This window comes from Rhizobium sp. AN73, from assembly GCF_030757975.1.
Classification (GTDB): Bacteria; Pseudomonadota; Alphaproteobacteria; order Rhizobiales; family Rhizobiaceae; genus Agrobacterium; species Agrobacterium arsenijevicii.
In genome coordinates, this window is sequence record NZ_JARWME010000002.1 from 880964 (window position 1) to 896359 (window position 15396).

A 15396-nucleotide genomic window follows, 5' to 3' on the forward strand; every position below is an offset into this window, starting at 1 on the left:
CAATACGCTGGCAAGAGCTGCAATGCGTAGATGGTGGAACACGTAATGGTCGAAAAAAATGTCGCGTATAACCGGGGTGCCCGGTCTGAAGAGTTCGCTGACAACGATCCTCTGGCAGAACTGGCGCGTATCGTCGGTTTCGAAGATCGTCCTTCGCATGCGGGTTCCGAAGCTGCGCCACGCGCTGCCTCTCCGGCAACCCGCCGCGAACCCGAATTCAACCTCGAAGACGAGTTGCTTCGGGAGTTCGAGGTTTACGATGCGCCGCACGCCGATCCGGTCGTTCTTGACCCGGCAAACGATGTCCGTGCGGGCATCCACCCCAGCGATTTCATGCAGCGCGTCGAATCGGTTTTCGCCCGCCGCGAGCCTGAGCTTGCGCCTGCGGCCGAACCCGCGCCAACACCAGCACCAGAGGTGAGGGAAGAGCCGCTTCCTGAGGTTGATCACGCCTATATCCACAATTACGTCGAGACGTCGACGCAGGACATTCGCGCGGATTTCCGCGACGATGCCGGTGCGGTGGCCGAGGTTTTCGACGTGCATTCGCGCCAGTCGCGCCCTGCCGAGCCGGTGGTTTACCAGCAGGCCGCATGGGAAGCACCGCAGGCCGCAGAGCCGGTCCAGCCCGAATGGCACGCCATGCCCGAGCTTCCGGCCGATGTTTCGAGCAATGTTGCGCATTCAGATCACAGCTATGCGACAGAACCGCAGACTTTTGATCTCGCCGATGAGGTAGAGATTGCGGTTGCCGAGGAAGCGCCAGCACCGGTTTCCGTGCGTCCGCCTTCGCAGGGTGGCCGCTCTTCGCTGGAGTTTTCCAGCCTGCGTCTGCCGCTTGCCAATTTCGGGGCGCGCCGCGATGTTGCAGCGGGTGATCCGAAGCGGATCGAACCACGGTCCGAAGCGCTGCCCGCAGCCCGTATCGAGCCGCAGATCGAACCTGCTCCTGAACCTGTCTTCGTTCAGGCGGAAGAGACCGCGCCGACCTTTGCGCCTTCCGTCGCCGAGACTTTCACGCCTTCGGTCGCTGAAACGCCGGCTGCAACAAATCTCTCGCCGATGGACGAGCTGATCTACGGCGTTGCGAAATATTCCATTCCCGTACGCGGCGAAGAGCCGGTTGTTCAGGATGCACCTGCCGTACAGGCCGCAAGAGTGGAGCCGCCTCTGGTTGCTGCTGCGCCGGTTGTCGCCCCTGTGAAGGCCGCGCCGGTAGTAACGGCACCGCCCGCCCAGGAGCCGGACTTTGGCGATTTCGCGGGCTTCAACGACGATGATTTCGAGCTTGCGCTTGACGATCTCGATCTTGATCTGGACCTCTCCGAAATCGCCGCAGCCGAGGTAACACCGGCACCTGCGCCGCAGCCTGTTCGCCAGCAGCCGGTTGCCCCGGCAGTCGTTGCCGCCGTCGCACCCCAGCCGGTGCGGGAGCAGCCTGCGCCTCAACCGCGCCCGGCGACCGTTTCTGTTGCTGCCGCTCCGGTTCAGCCGCGCCCGGCGGTTGCCGCGCCGCAGCCGGTCGTGCCGCAAACGCTGGAAAGCCTGCCTTTCGATCCCTCGCAGATCGGCGAGACGGAAGAACATCCCGAAACCATCATCGAGATGGACGTGCCGGAATTGCCGGTTGGCGTTTTCGAACCCAAGCCTGTTGCCCGCCGTCACGAAGAAGATCTCGATATCGACACCGAACTAGCGACGCTGTTTGCGCCTGCGGTTGCCGGTGGTCTGGATCGTCACAAACACGCGGAAAACCGGGCAACTGCCCCGCAGCCGCGTCCTCAAGCCCAGGGGCCGGAGGAAGCCGACGAGTTCGAGCGGGCGCTGGAAGAGGATTTCCGCCGCTCCATGCAGGAGGCTGCAGCTTCGCGTGGCAATGCGCCGCGCGATGCCGAGAATACCTATGTCGATCATCAGGCCGCCTATCGCGACGAGGATGAACGCGGTGGTCGCCGCTGGATCATGCCGGTTGCCGCCGCAATCGGTCTGGTGCTTGTTGGTAGTGGCGTTTACGCGCTGATCTCGGGCGGTTCGTCCGGCACGGGTTCCAACGGTGCGCCGGTCATCATATCTGCCGATAACGATCCGATGAAGGTCGTTCCGGAAAATCCGGGCGGCCGCGTCGTGCCTAATCAGGACAAGGCGGTTTATGACCGCGTGGCCGGTGGCAGTGCTGCCGATCCGAAGCAGCCGGCGCTGATCTCCAGCAACGAAAAGCCGGTTGATGTGGTTCAGCGCACGCTGATCCCCGAACAGCTGCCGCTGGAAGGTGAAAACGACGCGGATATGGAAGCCACCGGCACGCCTGTCGGTGAGACCGAAGATCCGCGCCTGCTTTCGCCGGAAGAAAAGGCCGCGCAGAACGAAGGTGCCGGTGCAACTGGCGTTTCGCCGCGCAAGGTCCGCACCATGATCGTCAAGCCTGACGGTACGCTGGTTGCGCAGGAAGTTGACGCACCGGCTGCCCAGCCACCGAAGGCCGGCAAGGTTGCGGAGCTTGCAGCACCCCAGACCGCCAAGCCGGGTGAGGGCGCTCCCGCCGTCATCGCCGCTTCGCGTGTTCCGGTCGCGCCGGAACAGGCCGCGCAGCCGCAGGCCAACACGCCTGCTGCCGCGTCCAAGCCAGCCTCGCAGACGGCGGCACCGCTTCCTTCGGCGCGTCCGTCCTCGCAGCCTTCCAATGTCGTGGCGACGGTGACCAATCAGGGCAATGTCCGTCCTGCCGCAACAACTCCGGCCCAGCCACAGGCGGCACAGCAGCAGACGGCTGCCGCCACACCGGCTGCAACGAGCACGCCTTCGTCGGGTGGTTATTACATCCAGATCGCGTCCCTGCCGAGCCAGGCGGAGGCCCAAAAGTCCTATCAGAGCATGACTGCCAAGTTCGGTTCGGTCATTTCTGGTCGGGGCGTCGACATCAAGGCCGCCGAAATCGCCGGCAAGGGCACGTTCTACCGCGTTCGCATCCCGGCAGGCGACAAGAACGAAGCCGTGGCGCTGTGCGAAAAGTTCCGCGCAGCGGGCGGCAGCTGCCTGGTGGCGCGCTAATAGCGGCCGGATTGGCATAGAAAACGGGGCTGCCGCGAAGGCAGCCCTTGAAGTATTCGGACCTTCCATCACACTCCGCCGTCATCCTCGGGCTTGACCCGAGGATCCACAACCCGGAGCGATGGATCCTCGGGTCAGGCCCGTGGACGACGCGGAGAGGTTATCGGACAATTTTCGCAGTCCCGATGGCGCAGTCTCCTTACCCTTTCCCCTTATTTTCCCTGTGAGCGTGACATCATGACCGATTGCAAAGCTATGATCCTCGGATGCGGTGGCTTGACGCTTTCCGCTGACGAGATTGCCCTTTACCGCGACGAGCGCCCCTGGGGTTTCATCCTGTTCGGGCGCAATATCGGCGATGCGCAGCAGATTACCGATCTCGTCGCCTCCATGCGCGACGCCATCGGGCGGCCCGAAGCCCCGGTTCTGATCGATCAGGAAGGCGGGCGCGTACAGCGCATCAAGCCGCCGATCCTGCAAGCCTATCCGAATGCCCGCATTCTCGGCGAAATCTACGAGCGCGATCGCGGTGCCGGTCTGCGCGCCGCCTGGCTGATGTCGCGCCTGCATGCCTTTGATCTTATGAAACTCGGTATCAACGTCGATTGTCTGCCGGTGCTCGACGTGCCGGTGGAAGGCGCAAGCAACGTTATCGGCAACCGTGCCTATGGCTACACGCCGACGATGGTGGCCGAGATGGGGCAGGCGGCGGCCGATGGCCTGAAGGCGGGCGGCATGTTGCCTGTCATGAAACACATGCCCGGCCACGGTCGCGGCATGGTGGATCTGCACCATGAATTGCCGGTGGTCGACGTACCGCTCGACGAACTCGACGCCCATGATTTCGTGCCGTTCCGTGCGCTCAATCGCGAATTGATGGCGATGAGCGCGCATCTGGTCTTCAACGCCGTCGACCGGGAACGGCCGGCAACCACCTCACCGAAGGTGATCGAGGAGATCATTCGCGGCCGGATCGGCTTTGATGGCTTGCTGATGTCCGACGACAGTTCCATGAATGCGCTGAAGGGCACGCTTGGCGAGCGTGCGGCGAATATTGTTGCTGGTGGCTGCGATATAGTCTTGCATTGCAACGGCGTGATGGGTGAAATGCGTGAGGTCGTGAAAGAGGTTCCCGTTCTTTCCGGCCGTTCGCTGGAGCGGGTGCGGGCCGTGGAAGCGGGTTTCCCCGTGGCCGATGCCTCCGACGAGGCGGAATTGAGAGCCGAATTCAACGCCATGTGGGCCGTTTCCTGACAATCGGGCGGCGGCCCGGTACTCGGGACGACAGGCCGGACGCCCGGCGGATGGAACAATGGCCGCAGACAAGCCCCGCAATTCAACACCGATGGACAAGCTCTGGCAGGATGTGACGCCGGAGCGGCTGACGGGCGAGGCCGGGCTGGTCATCGATGTCGCGGGTTTCGAAGGCCCGCTCGATCTTCTCCTGCACCTTGCCCGTACCCAGAAGGTCGATCTATCGCGTATTTCGGTGCTGGCGCTGGCCGAGCAATATCTCCAATTCGTGGAAAGCGCGCGACGCGTGCGCATCGAGCTTGCGGCCGATTATCTTGTCATGGCGGCCTGGCTTGCCTTCCTCAAATCCAAGCTGCTTATTCCGCAGCAGGCGAAGGATGACGGCCCGTCCGGCGAGGAAATGGCTGCGACGCTGGCCTTCCGGCTGAAGCGACTGGAAGCGATGCGCGAGGCGGCCGAAAGGCTCGTCAACCGCGCCCAGCTCGGCCGTGATGTTTTTGCCCGCGGTGCGCCGGAGCATATTCCGCATATCAACCGCTCCGCCTATGAAGCGAACCTCTATGATCTCCTGAGCGCCTATGCCAATCTGCGACAAAGGCAGGCCATCACCCAGGTCACGATTGAAAAACGGCAGGTCTGGTCGCTGGTGGAGGCGCGGGAACTTCTGATCAGTCTGCTCGGCGATGTCGGCGAATGGACGGTTCTCGACCATTACCTGCTGCAATATGTGCCCGATCCCGCCATGCGGGTGACGGCGATTGCCAGTGCCTTTGCCGCTTCGCTGGAGCTGGTGCGTGACGGATCGCTGCAAATCCGCCAGGAGGGTGCCTTCCAGCCCATCTATATGCGCAGGAGCGAGAGAGACGACCGCACGCCGGACGCCGAAAGGACCAATGATGACGCATGACGACGAGACCGGCGAGGCGACCCTTGTGGCAGATGGGGCAGCGGATGTGGTGGGGGCCGAACCCACGGTATTTTCCGAGCGCCAGCTGAAGGAAGCCGAGCGGATTGCCGAGGCGCTGGTGTTTGCCTCCGCCGAACCGGTTTCCGTGGGTTTCATTGCCGAGCGCCTACCACGCGGCATGGATGTCGTTGCCATCCTTATGAGGCTGAAGGCCGCCTATGGCGAGCGTGGCGTCAATCTGGTGCAGGTGGGCGGGCAATGGGCGTTCCGCACGGCGGGCGATCTTTCCTTTGTCATCCGCTCGGAGGAAAAAGAGCCGAAGAAGCTTTCGCGCGCGGCGCTGGAAGTTCTGGCGATTATAGCCTATCATCAACCGGTGACACGCGCCGAAATCGAGGAAATCCGTGGCGTGCAAACCTCGCGCGGTACACTCGATGTGCTGATGGAAGCGGGCTGGGTGCGTTTCAGGGGCCGCAGGCGTACGCCCGGCAGGCCGGTGACGATCGGCACCACGGTAGAATTTCTCGATCATTTCGGCCTTGAGGAGCTGCGGGATTTGCCGGGCCTTGAGGAACTGAAGGGTGCAGGCCTGCTTTCGGGCCGTATTCCGTCCAATTTCGGCGTGCCTTTGCCGATGATGAGCGACGAGTTGCGCGAGGACGAAGACCCGATCACGCAGCTTGATCTGGAAGAGCTGGGCCTGCTTGCGCCGGGCGGCGGCGATGGCGACGATTGATATCGCCATCACGCGGGCGACAAGGCACGAAAACTTTATGCGTACACCCTGTCGAACCGGCAATTTGTTGTTTGAAAAAGCCTTTCAAACGTCTTACATCGTCTGAAAGCGAAATTCAGGAGTTTCAGTTATGGGTTCTTTTAGTGTGTGGCATTGGCTGATCGTGCTGGTGATCGTTCTCGTTCTCTTTGGACGCGGAAAGATCCCGGAACTGATGGGCGATGTCGCCAAGGGCATCAAGAGCTTCAAGAAGGGCATGTCTGACGAAGACCAGACAACGCCGCCGCCGGCCGATGTCAACGCGAAGACTGTCGACCACAAGGCTGACGAGATCAAGTAAGCGGCTTGAGCCTGCCTGTTTTGAGACTGGCGCTAGGGTCTCGGGAGCGTTTTGATGTTTGATATCGGTTGGAGCGAGCTTCTGGTGATCGCGGTCGTGTTGATCGTGGTCGTTGGGCCAAAGGACTTGCCGCCCATGATCCGCGCCTTCGGTAAAACGATGGCCGGCCTTCGCAAGATGGCGGGGGACTTCCGCACCCAGTTCGATGAGGCCTTGAAAGAGGCCGACATGGACGATGTGCGGCAGACGATCTCCGATGTCCGCAATCTCAACCCGACCAATTCGCTGCGCGATGCGATGAACCCGCTTCGCCAGCTCGGCAACGAGATCAAGTCCGACCTGCAGAAGGCGACAGCCGCTCCCGATGCGATGTCGTCTACCGCCGCACCCGCGACAAGCGAGCCTGTTGCGCCGCTGGTCAGCGTGCCGGAGCCGGAGATGAAGCTTCCGGATACGGCGCCTGCCGTCGCCTCTACCGTTGCGGCTGTTGAAAAGCCGAAGCGCGTGCGGGCTAAAAAGGTGGCCGGGGATCAGGCATCTGTAGAGGCTCCTGCAAAATCAACGGCAAAAGCCCCGGCTAAATCCGTTGCGTCCCCCGATGCTTCCGTGGTTGAGGCCGAAGCGGTTGCCGCCAAGCCGAAACGCGCCAGCCGCGCCAAGGCGACCGCGACGCCGGAAGCCGCGGCCTCTCCCGAAATCAGCGTACCCGCCGTTTCGCAGCCGCCCGTAAAGGCTGCCGCCAGAAAGCCCGCCGTGAAGAAAACGGTAGCGGACAAGGCTGTCGCGGTGGCGGATGCCAAGCCGGCCAAAACGGCAAAAACAAAGGCTGTGAAGCCTAAAAAGGATGAAGCATGAGCGGGGATATCGAGGATAAGCCGCAGCCGCTTATCGAGCACCTCATGGAGTTGCGCACGCGGCTGATGTGGTCGCTCGGCGCGTTCTTCGTCGCCTTCATCGCCTGTTTCGCCGTTGCCAAGCATCTCTTCAACCTGCTCGTGATCCCCTATAAGTGGGCGGTGATCTGGGCCGGTCTGGATGTCGCGAAATCGTCGCTGATCTACACGGCGCCGCAGGAATTCTTCTTCACGCAGATCAAGGTTGCGATGTTCGGCGCCATGGTGATCTCCTTCCCGGTGATCGCCTCGCAGCTCTATAAATTCGTGGCGCCCGGCCTCTACAAGAACGAGCGCGCAGCCTTCCTGCCGTTCCTGATCGCTTCGCCGATCCTTTTCCTCATCGGTGCGGCACTCGTCTATTTCTTCTTCACGCCCATGGTCATGTGGTTCTTCCTCGCCATGCAGCAATTGCCGGTAGACGGCGAAGTGGCAATTTCCCTGATGCCGAAGGTGTCGGAATATCTCAGCCTCATCATGACGCTGGTTCTGTCCTTCGGCCTGGTATTTCAGTTGCCTGTCGTCACCACGCTTCTGGCGCGCGTCGGGATTCTGACCAGCGACTGGCTGCGTGAAAAGCGCAAGTTCGCCATCGTCATGGCCTTCGTGGTCGCGGCCGTGCTGACGCCGCCAGACCCCATGTCCCAGATCGGTCTTGCGCTGCCTGCGATCATTCTCTACGAGATTTCCATCTACATGGCTCGACTCGTGGAGAGGAAACGTGCGGCGGAATCCAAAAGCACGGAGCTGGAAGAGACCTGACGGTTCGCCACGGTCTTCCCGCTCATAAAATCTCCTCGCGCCGGGCCTTTCGCCCGGCGTTTTGCTGATAAAACGCCAGCGACCAACAACAGTCTGGAACGACGATGCACGACATTAAATGGATACGCGAAAACCCCGAAGCCTTTGATGCGGCTCTTGCAAGACGCGGCGTTGAGCCTACCGCTGGCGGCCTGATCGCTCTCGATGAAAAGCGCCGTTCCGTCATCCAGTCCCTGCAGGACATGCAGTCGCGCCGCAATGCCGCTTCCAAGGAAATCGGCGCCGCCATGGCGCAGAAGAACATGGAGCTTGCGGAAAAGCTCAAGGCCGAAGTCGCCGACATCAAGGAAAACATGCCGCGCGCCGAGGAGGAGGACCGTCAGGTCACCGCCGAGCTGAACGACGCCCTGTCGCGCCTGCCGAACATGCCCTTCGACGATGTGCCCGATGGCAAGGACGAACACGACAATGTGGTGGCCCGCGTGGTTGGCCAGAAGCCCGGCTGGAACCATGAGGCCAAGGAGCACTTCGAGATTGGCGAAGCGCTCGGTTACATGGATTTCGAGCGGGCGGCCAAGCTTTCGGGCTCGCGCTTTACCGTGCTGACCAGCCAGCTGGCACGGCTGGAGCGGGCGCTCGGCCAGTTCATGATCGACCTGCACACCAGCGAGCATGGCTATACGGAAGTATCCTCGCCGTTGATGGTGCGCGACGAGGCGATGTTCGGTACCGGCCAGCTGCCGAAGTTTTCCGAGGATCTGTTCAAGACCACCGATGGCCGCTGGCTGATCCCGACGGCGGAAGTGACGCTGACCAACCTCGTGTCTGGCGAAATTCTCGAGCAGGAAAAGCTGCCGCTGCGCTTCACCGCACTCACCCCGTCCTTCCGTTCGGAAGCGGGCTCTGCCGGCCGCGATACGCGCGGCATGCTGCGCCAGCACCAGTTCTGGAAATGCGAGCTTGTCTCCATCACCGATGCGGAAAGTGCTGTTGCCGAGCACGAGCGCATGACGGCCTGCGCCGAAGAAGTGCTCAAGCGTCTTGGCCTGCATTTTCGCACCATGACGCTGTGCACCGGCGATATGGGCTTTGGCGCGCGCAAGACCTACGATCTGGAAGTGTGGCTGCCGGGACAGAACACCTATCGCGAAATCTCGTCCTGCTCCGTCTGCGGCGATTTCCAGGGGCGGCGCATGAATGCGCGTTATCGCGGCAAGGACGACAAGGCCACGAAGTTCGTGCACACGCTGAACGGATCCGGCACGGCTGTCGGCCGCTGCCTGATCGCCGTTATGGAAAATTATCTGAACGAGGACGGCTCGGTCACAATTCCAGACGTGCTGCTGCCCTATATGGGCGGTCTGACACGGATCGAGAAGGCGGCCTGAGGGAGCGGCAGCGTCGTGCTATTGGAAGGAGAATCTTCCAATTGCGCCGACGTCATCCTCGGGCCTGTCCCGAGGATCTGCAACCTGTCGATTGATTTAGACGTGATTAGATCCTCGGGACAGGCCCGAGGATGACGTTGAGAGAACTGCACACCTCACTGCCGGTGGGGAGGATGCTCCGTCGCGGAAGATATGAAAAGCGGAGAGAGAAACATGCGGATTTTGCTGACCAATGACGACGGTATCCACGCCGAAGGGCTGGCGGTGCTGGAGCGTATCGCTCGCACGCTGTCCGATGATGTCTGGATTGTCGCGCCGGAGACCGACCAGAGTGGGCTTGCCCATTCCCTGACGCTCTCTGAACCGCTGCGGCTGCGCAAGGTTTCCGACAAGCATTTCGCGCTGCGCGGCACACCGACCGATTGCGTCATCATGGGCATTCGCGAAGTTCTGCCGGAAAAGCCGGATCTCGTGCTGTCAGGCGTGAATGCCGGCGCCAATATGGCTGACGACGTTACCTATTCCGGCACGATTGCCGGTGCCATCGAAGGCACGCTGCAAGGCGTGCGTTCCTTCGCGCTCAGCCAGGCGTTCAGCCATGGCGAAGGCCGCGTCGTGCCGTGGGAGGTTGCAGAGACCTATGCGCCGGATCTTCTGCGCAAGCTGATGAATGTGGATCTGCCTGATGGCACCTTCCTCAATCTCAATTTCCCCAATTGCGCGCCGAAGGATGTGCAGGGCGTATCTGTCACCGGACAGGGCAAGCTCGATTTCGGCCTGACGGTGGAAGAACGCCAGGATGGCCGCGGTCTTCCCTACTATTGGCTGCGCTTTGGCGAACGTCTCGGCACCTTCCGCGAGGGCACGGATATCCACGCTTTGAAGCATGGCAAGATTTCGGTCACGCCGCTAAAGCTTGACCTGACGGACTACACGGTCAAGGATCGGGTTGCGCAAGCACTTGATTCGGAGTCGCCGATTGAAATCCGCCATGGTTGAAAAGGAAGGTTTTGCCGCTCTCGTTCTCCGCTTGCGGGGCGAGGGGATTTCCGACCTCGACCTTTTGACGGCGGTCGAACAGACGCCGCGCTCCAAATTCGTGCCGCCGCAATTCGCCGCCGACGCCTATTCCAGCCGCACGATCCCGATCGACTGCGGCGCCTTCATGGAAGGCGCTGACATGGCGGTGAAAATCCTTGCCCGCCTGCAACTGAAACCCGGCCAGCGCGTGCTGGAAATCGGTACTGGCAGCGGTTTCATGACGGCGATCATCGCGCGCCGGGTGGAGCGCGTCTTTTCGCTGGAGCGATACAAGACGCTGGTGCAGCAGGCGCAGAACTGTCTGGACGATCTTTCCATCCGCAATGTCGTCATCCGCCAGGCGGATGGCAGCAACGGGCTTGTGGGCGAGGGCACCTTCGACCGCATCGTTTCCACCGCCGCCTTTACCACCATGCCCCGTTTTTTTGCCGAGCAGATCGTCTCCGGCGGCATGATGATCGCGCCGATCATCCTTGAGGATGGCCGTTGCGTGATGACCCGCTTCTCCAAGACCGGCAGCCGCTTCGAGAAGGAAGAGCTGTTCGAGACGCCCTATCTGCCGCTTGGCAGCCATATTGCGCGTCATTTGTGACAAAATGAAAATTTCGAAGGCGATTAATTTTCGTCTTAGAATATTCTAAATTATCACAACCAACTGATTTTCCATCGTAATATTGTTCCATCATGACGCATTCCGTTTTCGTCATGGTTATCGAAGTGTCAAAAAAGCGCCGGGCGGCTTAACGTTTTAACGGCGTGGTAACACTAACGCGCTTTAATCATAAACATCGACGCATGGTTTTTCCCGATCGGGAAAAGGGCCTTGCAAGAAATGAAATTTGTGCCGGATCGACCTCGATGCGGCGGGTTGGCGTCAGTGTAGATCGAGTTATGCGTATGAGACATTCGTCTAAAATCGGAAAATCAGTCGCAAAAATGTTCGCAGCGGCATTGCTGGCAAGCGTCGCAACGGGCTGTAGCTCGGATGCAACGCGGTTCAGCGGCCTCTTTTCCAGTGGACCGGATCGAATGACCACGGCGTCAATTCCAGCCCGTCAGGGCGGCGGTGCTTATGCGCAGGCCCCGGTCCCGCAGGGCGACATGAACGGTGGTTATGCCTCTGCGGCACCGCAGGGCGGTTACGCCAACCAGAACATGGCCGGCAATTCCTATCCGTCTTCCGGCGGTTATGGCGGCGGCGTCCAGCCTTCCACGGCCCGCTCGGCTTCGGCCTCTCCGGTGCAGCGCTCCGAGCTGTCGGCCCCGACAGCGGTGGCAAGCCGCGACCCGGCGACGCGCAACGAAGCCATGGCTCAACCTTTCCCGTCCGCACAACGACAGGCCGCTCCGTCTCTCGCAGCACCTGCGCAGCAGGCAGCCGCTCCCGTTGCCGACAATCTCACCACCGCAACCGTCCGCTCCGACAAGAACGGCTGGCATACGGATGGCGCTTCTTCGGTAACGCTGCGTCCGGGTGAAAGCCTTGCGACGATCTCCAACCGCTACGGCGTTCCCGAAAAGGAACTGCTGCGGGTTAACGGTCTGAAGACCGCGGCTTCCGCGCAGGCTGGTCAGTCGATCCTCATTCCGAAATTCGGTCAGGTCCGCAATGCCGCCAAGGCTGCGGCCGGTGACATTGCGCTCAACCGCAACGGTGACGAGCCGAACCCGCTGCGCGGTCCCGACCAGAAGGTGGCCGTGCTGCCCTCGCAGGGTGCTGCCCGTGACAAGGTTTCGGCCGAGACCGGCAAGCTCACCCCGCCCGGTGGCAAGCCTTTGCCGCCAACCGGTGGTTACAAGGTTCAGCAGGGCGACAGCCTTGCAAAGATCGCCCGCGAAAACGGCGTGTCGGTTGCTGCGCTGAAGGCCGCGAACGGCATTTCCAACGGCAGCATCCGTGTCGGTCAGACGCTCACCATGCCGGGCGCTTCGACCGACGCCATCAAGACGGCTTCCGTTCCCGCCAAGGAAGCGGCGAAGGCAGTGGAAACCGCATCAGCCAAGCCGGAACCCTACAAGGCTCCATCGGCAGCTGCCACGGTACCGTCCGCTCCCGCCGCCACGGCAAGCGTCGGCGATATCGAGAAGAAGTCCGATATGGCCTCCCTTGCTCCGGAATCCACGGGCATCGGCAAATATCGCTGGCCGGTTCGCGGTGCGGTCATCAACAATTTCGGCGACAACGTCGAAGGCAGCCGCAACGATGGCATCAACATCTCCGTTCCCGAGGGCACGCCGATCAAGGCCGCCGAAAACGGTGTGGTCATCTATGCAGGCAACGGCCTGAAGCAGCTCGGCAACACGGTGCTGGTTCGCCACGACGACGGCAAGGTCACCGTTTACGGCAACGCCGCCAATCTTGACGTGCAGCGCGGCCAGAAGGTTCAGCGCGGCCAGACCATCGCCACGTCAGGCATGACCGGCAGCGCCAAACGTCCTCAGGTTCACTTCGAAGTTCGCAAGGATGCGACGCCGGTGAACCCATCCGGTTTCCTTGAATAGGTATTGCGTCTCAAGGAATGATGAAGCCGGGCCGAACGCCCGGCTTTTTCATTTTTGGGGTAGGCCAAACGTCCTCACACATTCGACGTCATCCTCGGGCTCGACCCGAGGATCCATGGTGCGGTCGGGTTGTGGATCCTCGGGTCAAGCCCGAGGATGACGGTGGCGGGGATATGGCCGAAACAAAAGTTACGGCTTTACCAGTCCAACCGTCTTTTCGATGAAGTCGGCAATGGTGGCGGTATCGTCGAGATCGAAGACGGGAAGGGTGGTGTCCGTTACCTCGTGGTCAGCAGCAATCGCGATGATATGCGGGTCGCTTCCGGCAAGGGGCTCGGTTTTCGCTGCTTCCAGCCGCCGTGCCTCGATCTTCGGAACCGGCTCGTATTTGTAACCCTCGATCAGCACGAGATCGCAAGGGGCAAGGCGGGCGAGGATTTCCTCGAAGGACGGTTCCGGCTCACCGCGCAATTCATGCATGATGGCAAAACGCGTGCCTGAGACGATGGTGACCTCATGTGCGCCAGCCTGCCGGTGACGCCAGCTGTCGGCGCCGACCTTGTCGATATCGAAATCATGATGGGCATGCTTGATGGTGGAGACGCGGTAGCCGCGCGCCGTCAGTTCGGTGACGATGCGGACCGCAAGGCCTGTTTTGCCCGAGTTTTTCCAGCCGGCAATGCCGAAGACCTTTTGCCCCGTCATGGTTCCATGCTCTCCAGATAGCTGCGGGCCAGCGCGAGTTCGTCCGGTGTGTTGATGTTGAAGAACGGATCGAGGCTGCCCTTTGCCGTGTCCAATGGCGGGAAGGCGATGCCGACCGTGACATGGCGGGCAAGATAGGCGCGGATGCGCCGGTTCGCATCGTTCTTCAGCCAATCCTCAAGGTCGTCGGCTAGTGACACGGGCCATAGCGCGAAAACCGGGTGAAGCTGACCGCTGGAGGCGGCGATGACGATCGCATCGTCGGAGATGTGTTCGCAAAGCCGGGCGACGAGGTTGTCGGGGAAAAACGGGCTGTCGGCGGGCACTGTCAGGAAATGGCTGCCCATGGCCTTGCGATGCTGGAAATGCCGCATGCCGGCGAGAACGCCTGCGAGCGGCCCGGCATGGCCGTTCAACGTATCGGGCAGTAGCGGCAGGCCGAAGCTTTCGGCCCAGCCGTTAGCGGCGTTTATGCTGACATCCGATACCTGCGGCGCGATGCGGCGGACGACATGGGAAAGCAGCGGCTCGTCGCCCAGCATCACCATCGCCTTGTTGGTGCCCATGCGCCGTGACAGACCGCCTGCGAGGACCAGACCGGGTATTTCAAAAGAGGCCGTCATTGCCGCTTTTCCTGCAGCCTTACGATATAGGTGGTGAGGAAGGCGACAAGGCCGGTCGCCAGCATCACGAGGAGAAGCGGCCAGGTTCCGTCCTCCTTGGACAGCACCGAGGAGGCGAGCACCGAAAGTGCAGCGCCGCCGCCGATGGTCATCGCGCCGCCGAGACCGGAGGCGGAGCCTGCCAGATGCGGCTGGACGCTGACCATGCCGGCATTGGCGCTTGGCAGCGTAACACCGTTTCCAACGCCGATGAGGGCAAGCGGCACGAAAAACGCGTAGGGGCTTTCCGCTCCCATGGAGATCAGCGCGATGGCAATCACGATGCCGGCAATGGCGATGACATTGCCCGACAACATCATGCGGGTGATGCCGATCTGGCTGGCATAACGGCCGGAGACGAAGTTGCCGAGCATGTAGCCGCTGGCCATGAAGAAGAATTGCAGGCCGAGCATGGCCGGGGCAAGGCCATAAAGCACGCTGCCGACGAAAGGCGCGCCGCCGAGAAACGAAAAGAACATGCCCGACGAGAAGGTCGAGGTCAGCGCATATCCCCAGAAGAGCGGCGAGCGCAGAAGCTCCGGCCAGGCGTGGAACTGCTGCGAAAAGCTCGCCGATCTGTTGTGATTGGTCTCGCCGAGATCGAACCAGGCGAGCACCAGAATGCCGACGCCGAGCAGGGCGAGAAGCGCAAAGCTCGACTGCCAGCCGGAGACATCGTTGAGCAGGCCACCGACCGTCGGGCCAACCATCGGCACCACCGACATGCCCATGGTGACATAACCGATCATCGAAGCGGCCTGTTCCATCGGCACCATGTCACGCACGATGGCACGCGCCAGCACGAAGCCGGAAACGACCGCCGCCTGTGCCACGCGCCCGATCATGAAGACGGTGATGTTGGGCGCAAGCATGCAGACGAGGGTGGCAACGATCATGATCGCGATACTGGCGAGCATGACGGGCCGGCGTCCGAAGAGATCGGATAGGGGACCGATGAGCAGCTGCAGACAGGCGGTGGCGGCGAGATAACCCGAAACGGCAAATTGCATCACGGCGTAATCGGTCTCGAAATAGAGCGCCATGGCCGTAAGCGAGGGCAGGAACAGGTTCATGCAGAGCGCTGCGACGCCGGCGATGACGACGAGCGTGATGATGTGGGGCGGTGTGGTCCGGTCGAGAAAACGGGCGCTGTTCATG

At 61.5% G+C, this 15396-nt stretch carries 14 protein-coding genes; 11 read left to right on the forward strand and 3 right to left on the reverse strand.

The genetic code is table 11. The annotated features are described in order from the left end of the window. Positions 1-45: 45 nt before the first annotated feature. The 11 genes from RBH10_RS14310 (at position 46) to RBH10_RS14360 (ending at position 12871) form a co-directional block, all read left to right on the forward strand. Entirely contained in the window at positions 46-3048 is a 3003-nt protein-coding gene (locus RBH10_RS14310; RefSeq protein WP_281036764.1) for an SPOR domain-containing protein, read from the forward strand. A 237-nt stretch (positions 3049-3285) separates the two neighbouring features. Next, a complete protein-coding gene (gene nagZ / locus RBH10_RS14315) occupies positions 3286-4302 on the forward strand; it encodes a beta-N-acetylhexosaminidase (protein WP_306180667.1) in 1017 nt (338 codons plus the stop codon). A 58-nt stretch (positions 4303-4360) separates the two neighbouring features. Next, positions 4361-5209: a ScpA family protein gene (locus RBH10_RS14320; protein ID WP_281036762.1), complete on the forward strand. Its 849-nt coding sequence runs from the start codon at positions 4361-4363 to the stop codon at positions 5207-5209. After that, positions 5199-5945, forward strand: a complete 747-nt coding sequence (scpB, locus tag RBH10_RS14325) for an SMC-Scp complex subunit ScpB (RefSeq protein ID WP_045023928.1) — start codon at positions 5199-5201, stop codon at positions 5943-5945. The genes RBH10_RS14320 and scpB overlap by 11 nt, the downstream gene beginning before the upstream one ends. 130 nt (positions 5946-6075) lie before the next feature. Next, positions 6076-6285: a twin-arginine translocase TatA/TatE family subunit gene (locus RBH10_RS14330; RefSeq protein ID WP_045023893.1), complete on the forward strand. Its 210-nt coding sequence runs from the start codon at positions 6076-6078 to the stop codon at positions 6283-6285. A gap of 54 nt (positions 6286-6339) precedes the next feature. Continuing rightward, positions 6340-7140 carry a Sec-independent protein translocase protein TatB gene (tatB, locus tag RBH10_RS14335; RefSeq protein WP_281036761.1) on the forward strand — a complete coding sequence of 267 codons (801 nt, stop codon included), beginning with the start codon at positions 6340-6342 and terminating at the stop codon, positions 7138-7140. After that, a complete protein-coding gene (gene tatC, locus RBH10_RS14340; RefSeq protein ID WP_045023898.1) occupies positions 7137-7940 on the forward strand; it encodes a twin-arginine translocase subunit TatC in 804 nt (267 codons plus the stop codon). Before tatB ends, tatC begins: the two co-directional genes overlap by 4 nt. 104 nt (positions 7941-8044) lie before the next feature. Continuing rightward, a complete protein-coding gene (serS, locus tag RBH10_RS14345; protein WP_281036760.1) occupies positions 8045-9328 on the forward strand; it encodes a serine--tRNA ligase in 1284 nt (427 codons plus the stop codon). Between the two features lie 213 nt (positions 9329-9541). After that, positions 9542-10327 carry a 5'/3'-nucleotidase SurE gene (gene surE / locus RBH10_RS14350; RefSeq protein ID WP_306180670.1) on the forward strand — a complete coding sequence of 262 codons (786 nt, stop codon included), beginning with the start codon at positions 9542-9544 and terminating at the stop codon, positions 10325-10327. Further along, positions 10320-10961: a protein-L-isoaspartate(D-aspartate) O-methyltransferase gene (locus RBH10_RS14355; protein WP_082066043.1), complete on the forward strand. Its 642-nt coding sequence runs from the start codon at positions 10320-10322 to the stop codon at positions 10959-10961. The genes surE and RBH10_RS14355 overlap by 8 nt, the downstream gene beginning before the upstream one ends. Positions 10962-11305: 344 nt before the next feature. Further along, positions 11306-12871 (forward strand): LysM peptidoglycan-binding domain-containing M23 family metallopeptidase, encoded by a 1566-nt coding sequence (locus RBH10_RS14360; RefSeq protein ID WP_281036759.1) that lies wholly within the window; start codon positions 11306-11308, stop codon positions 12869-12871. A gap of 189 nt (positions 12872-13060) precedes the next feature. On the opposite strand, the gene mobB is transcribed toward RBH10_RS14360, so the two are convergent. From mobB to RBH10_RS14375, 3 genes are read right to left on the reverse strand one after another with little or no spacing between them, the layout of a single operon-like run. Then, positions 13061-13576, reverse strand: a complete 516-nt coding sequence (gene mobB / locus RBH10_RS14365) for a molybdopterin-guanine dinucleotide biosynthesis protein B (protein ID WP_281036758.1) — start codon at positions 13574-13576, stop codon at positions 13061-13063. Next, a complete protein-coding gene (gene mobA, locus RBH10_RS14370; RefSeq protein ID WP_281036757.1) occupies positions 13573-14199 on the reverse strand; it encodes a molybdenum cofactor guanylyltransferase MobA in 627 nt (208 codons plus the stop codon). The genes mobB and mobA overlap by 4 nt, the downstream gene beginning before the upstream one ends. Then, positions 14196-15395 (reverse strand): multidrug effflux MFS transporter, encoded by a 1200-nt coding sequence (locus RBH10_RS14375; protein WP_281036756.1) that lies wholly within the window; start codon positions 15393-15395, stop codon positions 14196-14198. Before RBH10_RS14375 ends, mobA begins: the two co-directional genes overlap by 4 nt. Position 15396 lies beyond the last annotated feature (1 nt).

Excerpts from the sequence above, each read along its gene's own strand:
- RBH10_RS14310 (WP_281036764.1), top strand. The coding sequence starts at position 46 with ATGGTCGAAAAAAATGTCGCGTATAACCGGGGTGCCCGGTCTGAAGAG.
- nagZ (WP_306180667.1), top strand. The coding sequence starts at position 3,286 with ATGACCGATTGCAAAGCTATGATCCTCGGATGCGGTGGCTTGACGCTT.
- RBH10_RS14320 (WP_281036762.1), top strand. The coding sequence starts at position 4,361 with ATGGCCGCAGACAAGCCCCGCAATTCAACACCGATGGACAAGCTCTGG.
- scpB (WP_045023928.1), top strand. The coding sequence starts at position 5,199 with ATGACGCATGACGACGAGACCGGCGAGGCGACCCTTGTGGCAGATGGG.
- RBH10_RS14330 (WP_045023893.1), top strand. The coding sequence starts at position 6,076 with ATGGGTTCTTTTAGTGTGTGGCATTGGCTGATCGTGCTGGTGATCGTT.
- tatB (WP_281036761.1), top strand. The coding sequence starts at position 6,340 with ATGTTTGATATCGGTTGGAGCGAGCTTCTGGTGATCGCGGTCGTGTTG.
- tatC (WP_045023898.1), top strand. The coding sequence starts at position 7,137 with ATGAGCGGGGATATCGAGGATAAGCCGCAGCCGCTTATCGAGCACCTC.
- serS (WP_281036760.1), top strand. The coding sequence starts at position 8,045 with ATGCACGACATTAAATGGATACGCGAAAACCCCGAAGCCTTTGATGCG.
- surE (WP_306180670.1), top strand. The coding sequence starts at position 9,542 with ATGCGGATTTTGCTGACCAATGACGACGGTATCCACGCCGAAGGGCTG.
- RBH10_RS14355 (WP_082066043.1), top strand. The coding sequence starts at position 10,320 with ATGGTTGAAAAGGAAGGTTTTGCCGCTCTCGTTCTCCGCTTGCGGGGC.
- RBH10_RS14360 (WP_281036759.1), top strand. The coding sequence starts at position 11,306 with ATGTTCGCAGCGGCATTGCTGGCAAGCGTCGCAACGGGCTGTAGCTCG.
- mobB (WP_281036758.1), bottom strand. The coding sequence starts at position 13,576 with ATGACGGGGCAAAAGGTCTTCGGCATTGCCGGCTGGAAAAACTCGGGC.
- mobA (WP_281036757.1), bottom strand. The coding sequence starts at position 14,199 with ATGACGGCCTCTTTTGAAATACCCGGTCTGGTCCTCGCAGGCGGTCTG.
- RBH10_RS14375 (WP_281036756.1), bottom strand. The coding sequence starts at position 15,395 with ATGAACAGCGCCCGTTTTCTCGACCGGACCACACCGCCCCACATCATC.